Origin of the sequence: Enterobacter cloacae complex sp. IR5401, from assembly GCF_049238425.1 — a bacterium.
GTDB classification, from domain to species: Bacteria; Pseudomonadota; Gammaproteobacteria; order Enterobacterales; family Enterobacteriaceae; genus Enterobacter; species Enterobacter hormaechei_C.
The window spans coordinates 30197-47376 of sequence record NZ_JBMKHN010000003.1 but is presented as its reverse complement, the minus strand read 5'-3'; the positions used below and the strand labels follow the sequence as shown (position 1 = coordinate 47376).

Genomic DNA, 17180 nt, shown 5'->3' with positions numbered 1-17180 from the left:
CGATGAAACGTACAGGGTTAGCCGTGGCGCTCGCGCTCGGCATGATGACGCACGGCGTAATGGCGAAAACGCTTAATGTGGTGACCAGCTTTTCCATCCTGGGAGACATCACGCAGCAGGTTGGCGGCGATCGTGTGAAGGTGACGACGCTGGTGGGGCCAGACGGTGATCCCCATACTTTCGAACCCTCGCCCAAAGACAGCGCGGCGCTGAGTAAAGCTGACGTGGTGGTGGTCAATGGGCTGGGGCTGGAGGGTTGGCTCGACCGTCTGGTGAAAGCCTCCGGATTCAAAGGCCAGCTGGTAGTTGCTTCAGACGGCGTGAAAACGCACACGCTGGAAGAGGACGGTAAAACCGTGACCGATCCGCACGCGTGGAACAGCGCGGCGAACGGCGCGCTGTATGCGCAAAATATTCTCTCAGGGCTGGTGAAGGCCGATCCTGAAGATACGGCGGCGCTTGAAGCTACCGGTAAACCCTATATTGCGCAGCTCTCTCAGCTGGACGGTTGGGCTAAAAAGCGTTTCAGCGACATTCCACAGGCGAAGCGCAAAGTGCTGACCAGCCACGACGCCTTCGGCTATTTCAGCCGCGCCTACGGCGTGATGTTTATGGCGCCGCAGGGGCTGTCGTCTGAGAGTGAAGCCAGCGCGGCGCAGGTAGCGGAGATCATCAACCAGATTAAAGCTGACGGCGTGAAAACCTGGTTCATGGAAAACCAGCTTGACCCGCGCCTGGTGAAGCAGATTGCGACCGCCACGGGCGCCCAGCCGGGCGGTGAACTTTACCCGGAAGCGCTGTCCGCGAAGGGCGGCGTGGCGGACACCTACGTCAAGGCGTTTCGCCACAATGTGGACACCCTCGCTAACAGCATGAAATAAGCGTCTCTCTGGCCGGTGCGCCCGCATCGGCTTTTTTCTGAAGCCCCCTCGTAAAACCCGACGCGCATCCCCATATTTGATGAGAAAGTGCTATCTTGTGCTGCATGTTTTTCTAAGGCCTGGAGCGAGAATGACTGACCATGAATTGATGCAGCTAAGCGAAGTGGTGGGGCTGGCGCTGAAACAGCGCGGCGCGACTCTCACGACCGCAGAATCCTGCACCGGCGGCTGGGTGGCGAAAGCAATTACCGATATTGCTGGCAGTTCCGCCTGGTTTGAACGCGGCTTTGTGACCTACAGTAACGAGGCTAAAGCGCAGATGATTGGCGTGCGTGAAGCTACGCTTGAGCAGCATGGCGCGGTCAGCGAACCGGTGGTGATCGAGATGGCGATTGGCGCGCTGAAAGAGGCGCGCGCAGATTACGCTATCTCCATCAGCGGTATCGCGGGGCCGGACGGCGGCAGTGACGTGAAGCCTGTCGGCACCGTCTGGTTTGGCTTTGCCACCTCAAAAGGTGAAGGGATCACCCGCCGGGAATGCTTCAGCGGCGATCGCGAAAGCGTGCGTCGTCAGGCAACGGAATACGCGTTAAAAACGCTCTGGCAACAATTTCTACAAAACACTTGATACTGTATGACTATACAGTATAATTGCCTCAACAGAACAGAAGTCCATGGTGAAGCGCAGTTGCTTCTCCCGGCATGACAGGAGTAATAATGGCTATCGACGAAAACAAACAGAAAGCGTTGGCGGCAGCACTGGGCCAGATCGAAAAGCAATTCGGTAAAGGCTCCATCATGCGCCTGGGTGAAGACCGTTCCATGGATGTGGAAACTATCTCCACTGGTTCGCTTTCTCTTGATATCGCACTGGGCGCTGGCGGTTTGCCGATGGGCCGTATCGTAGAAATCTACGGTCCGGAATCCTCGGGTAAAACCACCCTGACGTTGCAGGTTGTTGCGGCGGCACAGCGCGAAGGTAAAACCTGTGCGTTTATCGATGCCGAGCACGCGCTGGACCCGGTCTATGCCCGTAAACTGGGCGTTGATATCGACAACCTGCTGTGCTCCCAGCCGGACACCGGTGAGCAGGCACTGGAAATTTGTGACGCGCTGGCGCGCTCAGGTGCGGTTGATGTGATCATCGTCGACTCCGTTGCGGCGCTGACGCCAAAAGCGGAAATTGAAGGTGAAATCGGTGACTCTCACATGGGCCTCGCGGCACGTATGATGAGCCAGGCGATGCGTAAGCTGGCGGGTAACCTGAAGCAGTCCAATACGCTGCTGATCTTCATCAACCAGATCCGTATGAAAATTGGTGTAATGTTCGGTAACCCGGAAACTACCACCGGCGGTAACGCTCTGAAATTCTACGCTTCTGTCCGTCTGGATATCCGCCGTATCGGCGCGGTGAAAGAGGGGGATAACGTAGTCGGTAGCGAAACTCGCGTGAAGGTTGTGAAGAACAAAATCGCAGCACCGTTCAAACAGGCTGAGTTCCAGATCCTCTACGGCGAAGGTATCAACTTCCTCGGCGAGCTGGTTGACCTGGGCGTGAAAGAGAAGCTGATTGAAAAAGCGGGCGCATGGTACAGCTACAACGGTGACAAGATTGGTCAGGGTAAAGCGAATGCTATCTCCTGGCTGAAAGAGAACCCGGCGGCGGCGAAAGAGATTGAGAAGAAGGTGCGTGAACTCCTGCTGAACAACCAGGACTCTAAACCTGATTTCGTGGTCGACGGCGCGGATGCTGAAGAAACCAACGAAGACTTTTAATCCTCTCGGATAAAAATGAAGGGCTGCTGATGCGGCCCTTTTTGCATTTCTGAATCGACAGGTTTTTTATGAGTGAACCGACATCACGCCGACCAGCCTACTCACGCTTGCTGGATCGGGCCGTGCGTATTCTTGCCGTGCGTGACCATAGCGAACAGGAGCTGCGGCGGAAACTGTCAGCGCCCGTCATGAGCAAAAACGGTCCGGAAGACATTGATGCCACCGCGGAAGATTATGACCGCGTGGTTGCCTGGTGCTACGAGCATCACTATCTGGATGACGGCCGTTTTGCCGCTCGCTTTCTTGCCAGCCGTGGTCGTAAAGGCTATGGGCCAGCGCGTATCCGCCAGGAGCTGAACCAGAAAGGCGTAGCCCGTGAATCGATTGAAAAAGCCATGCGCGAAAGTGAAATTGACTGGTGCGAACTGGCGCGTGAGCAGGCGGTACGAAAGTACGGTGAGCCGCTGCCGCGTGAATTTTCAGAAAAAGTTAAAATCCAGCGCTTTTTGCTCTACCGCGGCTTCCTGATGGAAGATATTCAGGATATCTGGCGTAATTTTACCGATTGAACGCATGCGGGATTTTACTTCCCACTAAAGAAAACTTATCTTATTCCCACTTTTTCCAGTAGCTGGTCCGTCCAACTGTTTACAGATACAGATCTGCTGCGACATTTCGTTAGCTTGATTTCAGGATAATTATGAGCAAGAGCACCGCTGAGATCCGTCAGGCGTTTCTCGATTTTTTCCATAGTAAGGGACACCAGGTTGTTGCCAGCAGCTCCCTGGTACCGAACAATGACCCGACTCTGCTGTTTACCAACGCCGGGATGAACCAGTTCAAGGATGTGTTCCTTGGTCTCGACAAGCGTAATTATTCCCGCGCCACAACCTCACAGCGTTGCGTGCGTGCGGGCGGTAAACACAACGATCTGGAAAACGTCGGTTACACCGCGCGCCACCACACCTTCTTCGAAATGCTGGGTAACTTCAGCTTCGGCGACTACTTCAAACACGACGCCATTCAATACGCGTGGGAACTGCTGACCGGTGAAAACTGGTTCAATCTGCCGAAAGAGCGTCTGTGGGTGACCGTGTATGAGACCGATGACGAAGCGTTCGACATTTGGGAAAAAGAAGTGGGTATCCCTCGCGAACGTATCATCCGTATCGGTGACAACAAAGGCGCGCCTTACGCGTCTGATAACTTCTGGCAGATGGGCGACACCGGCCCTTGCGGTCCGTGCACCGAGATCTTCTACGATCATGGCGACCACATCTGGGGCGGCCCTCCGGGAAGCGCGGAAGAAGATGGCGATCGCTATATTGAGATCTGGAACATCGTCTTCATGCAGTTCAACCGTCAGGCCGACGGCACCATGGAGCCGCTGCCAAAACCGTCCGTAGATACCGGTATGGGCCTTGAGCGTATCGCGGCCGTTCTGCAACACGTTAACTCCAACTATGAGATTGACCTGTTCAGCACCCTGATCAAAGCCGTTGCTGAGGTAACGGGCGCAACCGATCTGAGCAACAAATCACTGCGCGTTATCGCAGACCATATTCGTTCCTGTGCGTTCCTGATTGCTGACGGCGTTATCCCGTCAAATGAAAACCGTGGCTATGTGCTGCGTCGTATCATTCGTCGTGCGATCCGCCATGGCAACATGCTGGGCGCGAAGGACACCTTCTTCTATAAACTCGTTGGGCCACTGATTGGCGTGATGGGCTCTGCCGGCGACGAGCTGAAACGCCAGCAGGCGCAGGTTGAACAGGTTCTGAAAACCGAAGAAGAGCAGTTTGCACGTACGCTGGAGCGCGGTCTGGCGCTGCTGGACGACGAGCTGGCGAAACTCAAGGGCGACACGCTGGATGGCGAAACCGCTTTCCGCCTGTACGACACCTACGGCTTCCCGGTTGACCTGACGGCGGACGTTTGCCGCGAGCGCAACATCAAAGTTGACGAAGCAGGCTTTGAAGCCGCAATGGAAGAGCAGCGTCGTCGTGCGCGTGAATCCAGCGGTTTTGGCGCAGACTACAACGCGATGATCCGCGTTGATAGCGCGTCTGAATTTAAAGGCTACGAAGAGCTGGCCCTGACCAGCAACGTAACCGCGCTGTTTGTTGACGGTAAAGCCGTAGACAGCATTAGCGCGGGTCAGGACGCGGTTGTTATCCTGGATAAAACGCCGTTCTATGCGGAATCGGGCGGTCAGGTTGGCGATAAAGGCGAACTGAAAGGCAATGGCTTCAGCTTCAGCGTAAGCGATACCCAGAAATACGGTCAGGCGATTGGTCACCAGGGCAAACTGGTTTCCGGTTCTCTGAAAGTGGGCGAGGGCGTTCAGGCCAACGTTGACGAAGCTCGCCGCGCGCGCATTCGTCTGAACCACTCGGCAACCCACCTGATGCACGCAGCCCTGCGCGAAGTGCTGGGTACGCACGTTGCACAGAAAGGTTCTCTGGTTAATGACAAAGTGCTGCGTTTCGACTTCTCACATTTTGAAGCGATGAAGCCATCTGAAATTCGTGCGGTGGAAGACCTGGTGAATGCCCAGATCCGCCGTAACCTGCCAATCGAAACCCACATCATGGATCTCGAGGCAGCGAAGAAGAAAGGTGCGATGGCGCTGTTTGGCGAGAAATATGACGACCGCGTTCGCGTGCTGAGCATGGGCGACTTCTCTACCGAACTGTGTGGCGGTACTCACGCATCCCGCACCGGTGACATCGGCTTGTTCCGCATCGTTTCCGAGTCGGGGACGGCGGCAGGCGTGCGTCGTATTGAGGCGGTGACCGGGGAAGGCGCAATTGCCAGCCTGCATGCGCAGAGCGACCAGCTACACGAGATCGCGCAGCTGCTGAAAGGCGATAGCCAGAACCTGGGCGAAAAAGTGCGTGTCGCGCTGGATCGTACCCGTCAGCTGGAAAAAGAACTCCAGCAGCTGAAAGAACAGGCTGCGGCGCAGGAGAGCGCAAACCTCTCCAGCAAAGCGGTAGACATTAAGGGCGTCAAACTGCTGGTCAGCGATCTGGCGGGCGTTGAGCCTAAGATGCTGCGTACCATGGTCGACGATCTGAAGAACCAGCTTGGTTCGACGGTTATCGTGCTGGCAACGGTCGCAGAGGGTAAGGTTTCTCTGATTGCGGGCGTCTCTAAGGATGTGACGGATCGTGTCAAAGCAGGGGAACTGATTGGCATGGTCGCCCAGCAGGTGGGTGGCAAAGGTGGCGGTCGTCCGGACATGGCGCAAGCCGGTGGTACGGATGCGGCGGCACTTCCCGCGGCATTAGCCAGCGTTGAAAGCTGGGTAAGCGCGAAACTGTAATAACTACAAAGCACAAGCAGACGCCATAGCGGTAACGTTATGGCGTCTTGCTCACTGCGCTATCGATAACGATAAAGTCAGGTTGAGTTTGTGTATATCGGCTAAACTTACGTTTAACAGAATGTGATGCCGTGACTGCTTACACTTTACGTGTTTGTCATCGCTTACTTTTTGGCGTTATATGATGGATAATGCCGGGATACAAGAGACCCGACTCTTTTAATCTTTCAAGGAGCAAAGAATGCTGATTCTGACTCGTCGAGTTGGTGAGACCCTCATGATTGGGGATGAGGTCACCGTGACAGTTTTAGGGGTAAAGGGTAACCAGGTACGTATTGGTGTTAACGCTCCTAAAGAAGTATCTGTCCACCGTGAAGAGATCTACCAGCGTATCCAGGCTGAAAAATCCCAGCAGTCCAGTTACTGATATTGTCGCGTCTCGCTGTCGGGCGAGACGCAACCCTCCTGTTATTTTTCCTGCATAAAGTTACCGTTCTATTTCAAACGCTTCGTTTTTGACCACTCTCATAACCTTATCTCATCCAAATGACGCGCTTCTCTCAACAGAATTCTGTGAAGATGTCTGCAAAATCCGCTTATAAAACACTCTCTTTGCGGCTTTTACATGCGAATTGCGTGCGAATTGTGCAAACGAAAAAAGCATGTGGAAAATTGTTTGACTTATAAGTCCCAGAAAGTAATATATGCGCCACGCAGCGACGAGAAGCTCTTAACGAGTTGCTCGAAGCACTCGAAAGAGGCGTTGTGTGGTGAGGTGGCCGAGAGGCTGAAGGCGCTCCCCTGCTAAGGGAGTATGCGGTCAAAAGCTGCATCCGGGGTTCGAATCCCCGCCTCACCGCCATTTTGCATCCGTAGCTCAGCTGGATAGAGTACTCGGCTACGAACCGAGCGGTCGGAGGTTCGAATCCTCCCGGATGCACCATCTATTACTTCATATTGCTTTCGAAGTGATATGAATATCGAGCAGTACAGTAGTAAATCCCGATGCATCCGTAGCTCAGCTGGATAGAGTACTCGGCTACGAACCGAGCGGTCGGAGGTTCGAATCCTCCCGGATGCACCATTTTTTACTTCATATTGCTTTTGAAGTGATATGAGTATCGAGAAGTACAGCAGTAAATCCCGATGCATCCGTAGCTCAGCTGGATAGAGTACTCGGCTACGAACCGAGCGGTCGGAGGTTCGAATCCTCCCGGATGCACCATATTTTACTTTGTGTTGCTTTTGAAGCGATACCGAGTATCAGCAGTAACAGTAGTAAATCCCGATGCATCCGTAGCTCAGCTGGATAGAGTACTCGGCTACGAACCGAGCGGTCGGAGGTTCGAATCCTCCCGGATGCACCATATTCTCCTGGATAACAGCGATGCTGTTGTTTTAAGGTCTGCGAGTTAATCGCAAGCACCAGGGAGGATAACGTTGCTTTAGCAACGGCCCGCAGGGCGAGGCGTAAGCCGAGTAATCCTCCCGGATGCACCATCTTCTCCCCCCTTTGTTTATTCCTTCGACGTTCCGTCAGCAATCACGCTCTCTGTCAGCGACAAAAATCCCCTTTTACGATAAAGTAATGCTTTGTTAATCGTTTAGCGAGAGCACGATGTACGCACAGTATGACGGTTTGATCTTCGACATGGACGGCACCCTCCTGGATACCGAACCCACGCATCGTCAGGCCTGGACCGAAGTCCTGGGCCGTTACGGTATGCGTTTCGATTTACAGGCGATGATTGCCCTCAACGGATCGCCCACCTGGCGTATCGCACAGGCCGTGATTGAGCTGAATCAGGCCGATCTCGACCCTCACCAGCTCGCGCGTGAAAAAACCGACGCGGTAAAAGCCATGCTGTTAGACACCCTGCAGCCTTTACCACTCATTGACGTCGTCAAGGAGTGGCACGGCCGTCGTCCTATGTCTGTCGGTACGGGCAGCGAGAGCGCGATTGCTGAAGCGCTACTCAATCACCTTGGCCTGCGCCACTATTTTTCTGCCGTCGTTGCCGCCGATCATGTTAAACATCATAAACCCGCACCGGATACCTTCCTGCTCTGTGCAGAATTAATGGGTGTTCCACCTGCAAAATGCGTGGTGTTTGAAGATGCTGATTTTGGTATTCAGGCCGCGCGTGATGCCGGAATGGCGGCGGTGGACGTTCGCTTACTGTGAGTGACGCGCTGTCACTCGCTTCATTATTCGCCAGCAGTTTTTTAAGCTCCACCCTCTTACCGGGGAATTCGGAAGTGGTGCTGGTGGCGATGCTGTTGTCCGGCGTAAGTCAGCCCTGGTTGCTGGTCTTAATAGCAACAATGGGTAATAGCCTTGGAGGGCTGACTAACGTTATTCTTGGACGTTTCTTTCCGCTACGCGAAAAATCTCGCTGGCAGGAAAAGGCAGTGGGCTGGCTAAAACGCTATGGCGCTGCCACGCTGTTATTAAGCTGGATGCCTGTAATAGGCGATTTACTGTGTCTGCTGGCGGGATGGATGCGCATCTCCTGGGGACCGGTGCTCTTTTTTTTGTGCCTTGGCAAGGCGTTACGCTATGTTTTACTGGCATGGGTAACACTACAGGGTATGACGTGGTGGCACTAATTGGTGGAATGAATTCGCGACCTTCAATCGTCAACCATTACAATTATGCTGAGTGACAATTTTTTGACAGGCGGGAGGTCAAATTGATCCCGGACGTATCACAGGCGCTGGCCTGGCTGGAAAATCACCCTCAGGCACTGAAGGGGATTCAGCGTGGGCTTGAGCGCGAAACGCTGCGCGTAAATGCGGATGGTAGCTTAGCGACTACGGGACACCCGAAGGCGTTAGGCTCGGCGCTGACACATAAATGGATCACAACCGATTTCGCCGAAGCGCTGCTGGAGTTCATCACGCCAGTAGACGGTGATATTGATCATATGCTGACGATCATGCGCGACGTGCATCGCTTCACCGCCCGCAACCTCGGCGACGAGCGTATGTGGCCGCTCAGCATGCCGTGCTATATCGAGCAGGGGCAGGATATCGAGCTGGCGCAGTACGGCACCTCGAATATTGGTCGGCTGAAAACGCTGTATCGCGAAGGACTGAAAAACCGCTACGGCGCATTGATGCAGACGATCTCTGGCGTGCACTACAACTTTTCTCTGCCGATGGCGTTCTGGCAGGCGAAGTGCGGTGAAACGGATAAAGAAGCGATCTCCGCGGGCTACTTCCGCCTGATCCGCAACTACTACCGTTTTGGCTGGGTTATTCCGTATCTGTTCGGCGCGTCCCCGGCTATCTGTTCATCGTTCCTGCAAGGGAAACCGACCACGCTACCGTTCGAGAAGACCGAATGTGGCATGTATTACCTGCCATACGCGACCTCCCTGCGCCTGAGCGACCTTGGCTATACCAATAAATCGCAAAGCAATCTCGGAATTACGTTTAACGATCTGCACGAATATGTGGCAGGCTTGAAGCGGGCGATAAAAACCCCGTCGGAAGAGTACGAAAAAATCGGCCTCGAAAAAGACGGCAAACGCCTGCAAATTAACACCAACGTGTTGCAGATTGAAAATGAACTGTATGCGCCGATTCGTCCGAAGCGCGTGACGCGCAGCGGTGAAACGCCGTCGGATGCGCTACAGCGCGGCGGGATCGAATACATTGAAGTGCGCTCGCTGGATATCAACCCGTTCTCACCGATTGGCGTTGACGAGCAGCAGGTTCGTTTCCTTGACCTGTTTATGGTCTGGTGCGTACTGGCGGATGCGCCGGAAATGAGTTCCGACGAACTGCTGTGTACCCGTGCCAACTGGAATCGCGTGATTCTGGAAGGACGCAAGCCGGGCCTGACGTTAGGTATTGGCTGTGAAACGGCTCAGTTCCCACTGTCTAAGGTAGGGAAGGATCTGTTCCATGACCTGAAGCGCGTAGCCCAGACGCTGGATAGCGTGTACGGCGGCGAAGCTTACCAGAAGGTCTGCGACGAACTGGTTGAAAGCTTTGATAACCCGGAACGGACATTCTCAGCACGTATTCTGCGTTCTATGATTGAGCAGGGAATTGGTGGCACAGGGCGTTCACTCTCAGCGGAGTACCGTGAGATGCTGATGCAGGAGCCGTTAGAGATCCTGAGCGAAGCCGATTTTGTGGCAGAGCGCGATGCGTCCGTTGTGCGTCAGAAAGAGGTCGAAGCGGCGGATACGGAGTCGTTTGAGGCGTTTCTGGCGAAGCAGGCCTGAACCAAAAGAAAAAGGCCACATCGCTGTGGCCAAAATATACATCTCTGAATTCAGGGATGATGATAACAAATGCGCGTCTTTCATATACTCAGACGCGCATTCTGTAGAAGAGTTCAGTTTATTTTAAAAAAAATCACTATCGGAGGTGACGTATGCCGTTATTAGATAGCTTTACTGTCGACCATACCCGTATGGAAGCACCAGCAGTCCGCGTGGCGAAGACCATGAACACGCCGCACGGCGACACGATCACCGTTTTCGACCTGCGCTTCTGCGTGCCGAATAAAGAAGTGATGCCAGAGAAAGGCATTCACACGCTGGAACACCTGTTCGCCGGATTCATGCGCGACCACCTGAACGGCAACGGCGTGGAGATCATCGATATCTCTCCGATGGGCTGCCGCACCGGTTTCTACATGAGCCTGATTGGTCAGCCTGAAGAGAAACGCGTCGCGGATGCGTGGAAAGCGGCGATGGAAGACGTGCTGAAGGTGAAAGAGCAGAACCAGATCCCTGAGCTGAACGTTTACCAGTGCGGCACTTACCAGATGCACTCTCTGGAAGAAGCTCAGGAGATTGCCCGTCATATCATCGAACGTGATGTTCGTGTAAACAGCAACGACGAGCTGGCCCTGCCAAAAGAAAAACTTCAGGAACTGCACATTTAGTATCGTGCCTGTGGATGCCCGGTGGCGCTTCGCTGACCGGGCCTACAATCCTGATGACGACAACCACCACCTTCTCCTTTACCCATCGCCCGCTTGTGCCGTTTTCGCATGATTATGCTCATGGCGACAGCGAGCCGTGGCATCAGCACGACTGCGCGCAGCTCCTGCACAGCCTCACCGGCGTCGTGCGGGTGGATACCGCATCCGGCTGCTGGGTGGTGCCGCCCGGTCGCGGCGTCTGGCTACCTGCGGGTACGCAGCACGCCCTGCGCATCACCGGCAACGTTGCCGCCCGCACGCTGTTTATCGACCCGCTGGCGCGCGCCGATCTCCCGGCGACCTGCCAGATCGTGCAGATCTCGCCCCTGCTGCGCGAGCTGATCCTGACCTCCCTTACGCTTCCTGAATCTTACGCACCCGGAAGCCGCGATGAACGTGTTTATGAGCTGATCCTCGATGAAATTCGTCTCATGCCGGTGCTGCCGTTTCACCTGCCCGAGCCGGAAAGCGAAGCGCTGCGCCATCTCTGCCAGCAGATTCGAATGGCCCCGGGAGAAAGCTGGAGCAGCGCCCAGGCCGCAGGTATTGTGGGGATGAGCGAACGCACGCTGAACCGTCATTTTCAGCAGCAGACAGGCCTGAGCTACGGCGAATGGGTGAGAAGGGCGCGACTGCTGGAAGCCTTAGTGCGGCTGGCGCAGGGCCAGCCGGTATTACGCGTGGCGCTGGATCTGGGGTATGGCAGCCACAGCGCCTTTACGGCAATGTTTCGCCGGGTAATGGGTCTCTCACCCAGCGATTACTTCAGGAACGACTGACCGCGTTAAAAAGCGCCTGAATCGACGCGCGTGCCATGTCGCTGTCGATGCCCACGCCCCAGCGGCTGGTCCCATCCTGGAACAGGCAGCGGATATAGGCCACCGAGCGGCTGTCGCTGCGTTCGCCTAACGTATGTTCGTGATAATCCTTGATCACAAACGACGCGTTGATCCAGCGGCTTAAGCCGTGAGCGGCGGCGGAGAGCAAACCGTTTCCCTGGCCTTCCAGCTGGCGGGTGCCCCCATGCGTGGCGACGCTTGCCGTCAGCCGCAGCTGGCCGTCCTGCTGGCTGTCGCTGCGGTACGATTGCAGCGCTAATGGCGGGCTCGCCACCAGGCCGTAACGGGCGCGGAACAGCTGCCAGAGCGCATTCTGCGTCATCTCTTTTCCATGGTTATCCGTTTCCTGCTGCACGTGCTGGCTAAAATCCTGTTGCAGGGCGCGAGGCAATTTCAGGCCGTGGTTTTGCTCAATAAGCCAGGCGCTTCCGCTTTTTCCTGACTGGCTGTTCACGCGGATCACCGCTTCATAGGTACAGCCAATATCCTGCGGGTCGACGGGCAGATAGGGCATCTCCCAACGTTCGCCAGGCTTACGGGCATCGAAACCTTTCTTGATGGCATCCTGGTGCGAGCCGGAGAAGGCGGTGTAAGCCAGACGACCCGCCCACGGATGGCGCGGATGGACGGGCAGTTGGTTGCAGGTTTCTACCGTTTCAACCACCCGATTCATATCGCTGAAATCCAGATTCGGGCTAATGCCCTGGCTGTAGAGGTTCATCGCCAGCGTCACCAGGCAGACGTTGCCCGTGCGCTCACCGTTGCCAAACAGGCAGCCCTCCACGCGGTCAGCCCCGGCCATGACGGCCAGCTCCGCGCTGGCGACGCCCGTTCCGCGATCGTTATGCGGATGTACGCTGATACAGACGTCACTGCGGCGGCTGAAGTGGCGGCAGAAATACTCGATCTGGTCAGCATAGACGTTCGGCGTGCTCACTTCGACGGTAGCGGGCAGGTTGACGATCATCGGACGCGCCGCGCACGGCTGCCAGATCTCCGCCACGGCTTCACAAATCTCCAGCGCAAACTCCGGTTCGGTAAAGCAGAAGGTTTCCGGGGAGTATTCGTACTGCCAGCGGGTGTCAGGGTTCTCTTCACACAGCTGACGAATCAGGCGCGTCGCGCGCGTCGCCAGCTCGACGATTTGCGCTTTCTCCATGCCGAATACCAGACGGCGGAACAGCGGGGCGGTAGCGTTATACAGGTGAACGGTGGCCTGCTTCGCGCCGCGCAGGGAGTCGAAAGTGCGATGGATAAGATCGTCCCGCGCCTGCGTTAACACCTGAATGGTGACGTCATCCGGGATGCGGTTCTCCTCAATCAACTGACGCACAAAATTGAAGTCCGTCTGCGAGGCGGACGGGAAGGCGACTTCGATTTCTTTAAACCCGCAGCTCAGCAGCAGATCCCAGAATTGCAGCTTGCGCGCGCTGTCCATCGGCTCGGCCAGCGCCTGGTTACCGTCGCGTAAGTCGGTCGAGAGCCAACGCGGGGCGCAGGTGATAATCTGCTCCGGCCAGCGGCGGTCGGGCAACGAAAGGGTGGGGTAAGGCTGGTATTTGTCGGCGGGTGTGTTCAGCATGGTGCGCTCCTGTTGTCTTTTCACTATCGTGAATCGATTTCAGGCGCGCTGCTTTATCGGAACTGACAATCGCTGTCGCGTTTTGGACAACCGTAGAAGTTGCCCGGTGGCGCTGCGCTTACCGGGCCTACGATCGTAGGCCGGGTAAGGCGTCCTGTAATGAGGGCTAATGCGCCCCACCGCCCCCGCTACCGGCCCCAAACGGTGGTTTGGCAAACCACACCAGCCCCAGCAGGACGATAAAGATCCCCGCCGATATCCAGAAAATCTCGTTTGCCGAGATAATCAGCCCCTGGTTGGTGATCTGCTGGGCAAGCCAGCCGGACGCCTGCTGCTCCGTCATCCCCATCCCCTCAAGCTGGCTATACATCTGCTGAGCGTTAGGGTTGAACGGGTTCACCGCTTCGGTGAGTTGAGCATGGTGCATCGATTCCCGGTTGGTCCACAGCGTGGTGGTGATCGATGTCCCGATGGAGCCCGCCAGCGTACGGGTGAAGTTCGACAGGCTCGATGCCGCCGCCATCCGCTCAGGCGGCAAGCCGGAAAGCGTAATGGTGGTCAGCGGCATGAAGAAGCACGCTACGGCGAAGCCCTGAATAAACTGTGGCCACGCGGAGGCGCCAAAGTCCATTCCCGGTTCAAACGTATACGCGCGCCAGTAGAAGCACACGGCGTACATGATGAAGCTGAACGTCACCAGCCTGCGCATGTCGAGCTTATGGGCGAAACGGCCAATAATCGGCGACAGCAGAACCGGAATTAACCCCACCGGCGCGGAGGCCAGCCCCGCCCAGGTTGCGGTATAGCCGTACACCTCCTGCAACAGCTGCGGCAGCAGAACAATCGCGCCGAAGTAGAGCATATAGGCGAGGCTGATACACAGGCAGCCGATGGTGAAGTTTCGCGATTTAAACAACGAGAGGTCGACTATCGGGTTATCGTCCGTCAGCTCCCAGACAATCAGGAAGCTGATGGCCACCACAGCGACCACCGTCAGCACGATGATTTCCGTAGAGGCGAACCAGTCCAGCTCTTTGCCGCGGTCGAGCATGATTTGCAGGCTACCGATGCCGACAACCAGCAGTGCCAGCCCGATGCCGTCGATCCGCCGCTGTTCAGTCCGCGTTTCGCGACCACGCAAAGACTGTAGCGTCATCAGTACCACCAGCGCACCGATGGGTACGTTGATGAAGAAGATCCAGCCCCAGTGATAGTTATCGCTGATATAGCCGCCGAGGATTGGCCCGCAAATTGGGGCGACAATCACCGTCATCGACCACAGCGCGAGCGCGATGGAGCGTTTGGCGGGCGGATAGTTGTTCAGCAGCAAACTCTGCGACAGCGGAATCAACGGCCCGGCGACAATCCCCTGGATGACGCGGAAGAAAATCAGCATCGTCAGGCTACTGGACATGCCGCAGGCCCAGGAGGCCAGCACGAACAGGATCGTCGACCAAAGGAACAGCTTCACTTCACCGACGCGCTTCGCCAGCCAGCCGGTGATGGGAATGGAGATGGCGTTCGCCACCCCGAACGAGGTAATGACCCAGGTCCCCTGGCTCAGCGATGAGCCAAGGTTCCCGGCGATCGTAGGGATCGCCACGTTTGCGATGGTGGAGTCCAGCACCTGCATGAATGTCGCCAGCGACAGCGCAATGGTCATAATGACCAGTTGCGCCCCCTCCAGCGGTTTTTGCGGCTTTTGCTGTTGCATAACGCTCACCTTCGGCTTAACCGGCGTTTGCCTTCACGATGTCATCGATCAGCTTATTGACGGGATCGAGGCTAATTTCACGGGCGTTACTTTCATAAGCTGGCGTACTGCGCACCTGGCTTGCGAGGATCTGACCGTCTCGGTTGGCGGTATCGACCGTCACCAGCGTGGAAAGGCCAATTCGCAGCGGATGGTCTGCCAGCTGCTTAGGATCCAGTTCGATACGCACAGGCAAGCGCTGTACCACTTTGATCCAGTTGCCGGTGGCGTTCTGTGCAGGCAGCAGGCTAAACGCGCTGCCGGTCCCCATGTCCAGACCGACCACTTTCCCGGTGTACTTGATGTCATCGCCGTAAATATCGCTGACCACAGTTGCGGTTTGGCCGATACGCATATGCGCCAGCTGGGTCTCTTTGAAGTTCGCATCGACCCACAGATTGTTCGCCGGAACGACCGCCATCAGCGGCGTGGTGGTGCTAATCTGCGCCCCTGGCTGTACGGAACGACGGGAAACGTAGCCGGTCATCGGGCTGACGATTTTGGTACGTTGCAGGGCAAGCCATGCGTTACGCACTTCGGTCGCCGCCTGTTTCACCGCCGGCTGGTTTTCCAGAGAAGTACCCAGCACCATCGCCTGATTAGCGTTGTACTGTTGGATCGCCACGTCCAGCTGCGCCTGTGCGCTGGCCACCGCATCGCGGGCGTGCTGCAACTCTTCACGGCCAATCAGGTTGGCGGTGCCGAGAGGAACACGACGATTGAGGTCGCTCTGCGCCTGAGCCAGCGCCGTTTTCTGCACGTCGATATTGGCCTGAAGCTGCTTGCTGTTGATCATCAGCTGGCGGGTCTGGCGAACGCTGGAGGCCAGAGCCGTCTGTGCTTTTTCAAAAGCCTGTTGGGCGTCGGTTGGATCGAGCGTGACCAGCACATCGCCTTTTTTCACAAAGTCGGTGTTATCAGCCCAGACTTTCGTCACGCTGCCTGACACCTGGGCCATGATTTGAACCTGATTCCCTGCCACGTATGCATCGTCTGTCTCTTCAACATGACGCAAGACTAAAAACCAATAGATCCCATATGCCACGGCAATAATAATAAAGAGCAAGGTCAGCAGAATAAGGGCGCTCTTACGTTTGCCCTTTTTGTTGACCGGTTGCTGCGGGGGGGTGTTCTCCGCATTTGCGCTCATTGTTGTTCTCCACGATCTTTTTATTTTCACATCGGCTGAGCCGACCTGTTGTCAGAAAGGCCAGCAGTTTCACGTGCTGGCCTGTCAGTTTTTCTTTTTAGCAATCTGGAATGTTGAGCGGATCGTCGCGTTAGCGCAGCGCCTCAAGGATGACGCCATCTTCATCCATCTGATCCAGACGGGTGAGCAGCTTGCGAGTAATATGCTCAAGCTGGTCGCGCTCGGCGGTGCTGAGGGCAGACCAGAGCTGGTGCAGGCAGTTGTGCTGCGGTGGCAGCACTTCGCGCAAGAATTCGTGACCTTTCTCGGTCAGTTGCAGATGCAGGCAGCGGCGATCGTTATCGCTTTCACGGCGTTCAATCCAGCCGCGCTTTTCCAGTTCATCCGCGATACGGGTTGCATTGGTACGGGATGACCCCAGCGCACAGCTCAGTTCCGATGGCTGAATGCTGTGATTTTCCTGAGACTCCAGCGTAATCAACGCCATAAACAACGTCTCGTTAATCCCTTGCGCTTTCAGCATCTTGTTACGATTTTCCAGCAGCTTACCCTGCATGTGCATGCACAGGCGGGTCAGCAGAATTTCCTGATACGGGAAGTCCTCATGACGACTGGCGCGGAACTTAAGCATTTGTTCAATGGGCGTAAACGAACTATCCATTTTGGGCATAACCTCATTAATTACAGCCGATATAGTAACGACAGTGACAAATAATGTAAATGAATTATTTGTGCGGTTATATCCGCCAAACGTATGTCACCATCAGAAAGCGCCGGGTAAATCCGTGACCCGGTGAGCACAGAGAGCGTGGGGTGTGTACCCGCGAAAGAGGGGATGTGAGGACAGGGGTCTGAACTATTCATGCCGGTAGTAAATATGTCACCCACAGTAAAATTTCTGGGATAAATGATTGCTGTTACCTTAA

The 17180-nt window shown here is 55.7% G+C and carries 15 protein-coding genes and 5 tRNA genes; 16 read left to right on the top strand and 4 right to left on the bottom strand.

All coding sequences use genetic code 11. The features are described 5' to 3' along the window. Nucleotides 1-2: 2 nt before the first annotated feature. From ACOTX1_RS05795 to ACOTX1_RS05720, 16 genes are all read left to right on the top strand, one after another. Nucleotides 3-881 carry a metal ABC transporter substrate-binding protein gene (locus ACOTX1_RS05795; protein WP_023314712.1) on the top strand — a complete coding sequence of 293 codons (879 nt, stop codon included), beginning with the start codon at nt 3-5 and terminating at the stop codon, nt 879-881. Nucleotides 882-1011: 130 nt separating this feature from the next. After that, nucleotides 1012-1509, top strand: a complete 498-nt coding sequence (gene pncC, locus ACOTX1_RS05790) for a nicotinamide-nucleotide amidase (RefSeq protein ID WP_003862172.1) — start codon at nt 1012-1014, stop codon at nt 1507-1509. Nucleotides 1510-1598: 89 nt separating this feature from the next. Beyond that, complete coding sequence (recA, locus tag ACOTX1_RS05785; RefSeq protein ID WP_015571667.1) at nt 1599-2657, top strand: recombinase RecA; 1059 nt, start codon at nt 1599-1601, stop codon at nt 2655-2657. Nucleotides 2658-2725: 68 nt separating this feature from the next. Then, nucleotides 2726-3226 (top strand): recombination regulator RecX, encoded by a 501-nt coding sequence (gene recX / locus ACOTX1_RS05780; RefSeq protein ID WP_017382782.1) that lies wholly within the window; start codon nt 2726-2728, stop codon nt 3224-3226. A gap of 131 nt (nt 3227-3357) precedes the next feature. Then, complete coding sequence (gene alaS, locus ACOTX1_RS05775) at nt 3358-5985, top strand: alanine--tRNA ligase (RefSeq protein WP_022651724.1); 2628 nt, start codon at nt 3358-3360, stop codon at nt 5983-5985. A 241-nt stretch (nt 5986-6226) separates the two neighbouring features. Continuing rightward, entirely contained in the window at nt 6227-6412 is a 186-nt protein-coding gene (gene csrA, locus ACOTX1_RS05770; RefSeq protein WP_000906486.1) for a carbon storage regulator CsrA, read from the top strand. Nucleotides 6413-6754: 342 nt separating this feature from the next. After that, nucleotides 6755-6847: transfer RNA gene (locus ACOTX1_RS05765), tRNA-Ser, on the top strand. A 4-nt stretch (nt 6848-6851) separates the two neighbouring features. Further along, a tRNA-Arg gene (locus ACOTX1_RS05760) sits at nt 6852-6928 on the top strand. Nucleotides 6929-6992: 64 nt separating this feature from the next. Beyond that, nucleotides 6993-7069 (top strand) — tRNA-Arg (locus tag ACOTX1_RS05755). 64 nt (nt 7070-7133) lie between these two features. Further along, nucleotides 7134-7210 (top strand) — tRNA-Arg (locus ACOTX1_RS05750). A gap of 65 nt (nt 7211-7275) precedes the next feature. Beyond that, nucleotides 7276-7352: transfer RNA gene (locus tag ACOTX1_RS05745), tRNA-Arg, on the top strand. Nucleotides 7353-7603: 251 nt separating this feature from the next. Beyond that, nucleotides 7604-8170 (top strand): fructose-1-phosphate/6-phosphogluconate phosphatase, encoded by a 567-nt coding sequence (gene yqaB, locus ACOTX1_RS05740; RefSeq protein ID WP_023314711.1) that lies wholly within the window; start codon nt 7604-7606, stop codon nt 8168-8170. Further along, complete coding sequence (locus ACOTX1_RS05735) at nt 8167-8595, top strand: YqaA family protein (RefSeq protein WP_017692791.1); 429 nt, start codon at nt 8167-8169, stop codon at nt 8593-8595. The genes yqaB and ACOTX1_RS05735 overlap by 4 nt, the downstream gene beginning before the upstream one ends. Before the next feature lie 83 nt (nt 8596-8678). Further along, nucleotides 8679-10223: a glutamate--cysteine ligase gene (gshA, locus tag ACOTX1_RS05730; protein ID WP_023314710.1), complete on the top strand. Its 1545-nt coding sequence runs from the start codon at nt 8679-8681 to the stop codon at nt 10221-10223. A gap of 152 nt (nt 10224-10375) precedes the next feature. Then, nucleotides 10376-10891 (top strand): S-ribosylhomocysteine lyase, encoded by a 516-nt coding sequence (luxS, locus tag ACOTX1_RS05725; RefSeq protein WP_003862180.1) that lies wholly within the window; start codon nt 10376-10378, stop codon nt 10889-10891. Nucleotides 10892-10944: 53 nt separating this feature from the next. After that, the gene (locus ACOTX1_RS05720; RefSeq protein ID WP_003862181.1) at nt 10945-11709 is read left to right on the top strand and encodes an AraC family transcriptional regulator; all 765 of its coding nucleotides are present in this window, start codon (nt 10945-10947) and stop codon (nt 11707-11709) included. On the opposite strand, the gene leuA is transcribed toward ACOTX1_RS05720, so the two are convergent. The 4 genes from leuA to emrR form a co-directional block, all read right to left on the bottom strand. Then, nucleotides 11696-13351 carry a 2-isopropylmalate synthase gene (gene leuA / locus ACOTX1_RS05715; protein ID WP_023314709.1) on the bottom strand — a complete coding sequence of 552 codons (1656 nt, stop codon included), beginning with the start codon at nt 13349-13351 and terminating at the stop codon, nt 11696-11698. The two genes, ACOTX1_RS05720 and leuA, sit on opposite strands and share 14 nt — an antisense overlap. A gap of 166 nt (nt 13352-13517) precedes the next feature. Next, the gene (emrB, locus tag ACOTX1_RS05710; protein ID WP_006811709.1) at nt 13518-15065 is read right to left on the bottom strand and encodes a multidrug efflux MFS transporter permease subunit EmrB; all 1548 of its coding nucleotides are present in this window, start codon (nt 15063-15065) and stop codon (nt 13518-13520) included. A gap of 16 nt (nt 15066-15081) precedes the next feature. Further along, nucleotides 15082-16254 (bottom strand): multidrug efflux MFS transporter periplasmic adaptor subunit EmrA, encoded by a 1173-nt coding sequence (gene emrA, locus ACOTX1_RS05705; RefSeq protein ID WP_022651722.1) that lies wholly within the window; start codon nt 16252-16254, stop codon nt 15082-15084. Nucleotides 16255-16384: 130 nt separating this feature from the next. After that, nucleotides 16385-16915, bottom strand: a complete 531-nt coding sequence (gene emrR / locus ACOTX1_RS05700; RefSeq protein WP_017694792.1) for a multidrug efflux transporter EmrAB transcriptional repressor EmrR — start codon at nt 16913-16915, stop codon at nt 16385-16387. Nucleotides 16916-17180: the final 265 nt, after the last annotated feature.

Bases quoted from the DNA above. Each gene is read 5' to 3' on its own strand.
- csrA (WP_000906486.1), top strand. From the start codon at position 6,227: ATGCTGATTCTGACTCGTCGAGTTGGTGAGACCCTCATGATTGGGGAT.
- alaS (WP_022651724.1), top strand. From the start codon at position 3,358: ATGAGCAAGAGCACCGCTGAGATCCGTCAGGCGTTTCTCGATTTTTTC.
- recX (WP_017382782.1), top strand. From the start codon at position 2,726: ATGAGTGAACCGACATCACGCCGACCAGCCTACTCACGCTTGCTGGAT.
- leuA (WP_023314709.1), bottom strand. From the start codon at position 13,351: ATGCTGAACACACCCGCCGACAAATACCAGCCTTACCCCACCCTTTCG.
- ACOTX1_RS05720 (WP_003862181.1), top strand. From the start codon at position 10,945: ATGACGACAACCACCACCTTCTCCTTTACCCATCGCCCGCTTGTGCCG.
- emrA (WP_022651722.1), bottom strand. From the start codon at position 16,254: ATGAGCGCAAATGCGGAGAACACCCCCCCGCAGCAACCGGTCAACAAA.
- ACOTX1_RS05795 (WP_023314712.1), top strand. From the start codon at position 3: ATGAAACGTACAGGGTTAGCCGTGGCGCTCGCGCTCGGCATGATGACG.
- emrR (WP_017694792.1), bottom strand. From the start codon at position 16,915: ATGGATAGTTCGTTTACGCCCATTGAACAAATGCTTAAGTTCCGCGCC.
- yqaB (WP_023314711.1), top strand. From the start codon at position 7,604: ATGTACGCACAGTATGACGGTTTGATCTTCGACATGGACGGCACCCTC.
- emrB (WP_006811709.1), bottom strand. From the start codon at position 15,065: ATGCAACAGCAAAAGCCGCAAAAACCGCTGGAGGGGGCGCAACTGGTC.
- recA (WP_015571667.1), top strand. From the start codon at position 1,599: ATGGCTATCGACGAAAACAAACAGAAAGCGTTGGCGGCAGCACTGGGC.
- pncC (WP_003862172.1), top strand. From the start codon at position 1,012: ATGACTGACCATGAATTGATGCAGCTAAGCGAAGTGGTGGGGCTGGCG.
- luxS (WP_003862180.1), top strand. From the start codon at position 10,376: ATGCCGTTATTAGATAGCTTTACTGTCGACCATACCCGTATGGAAGCA.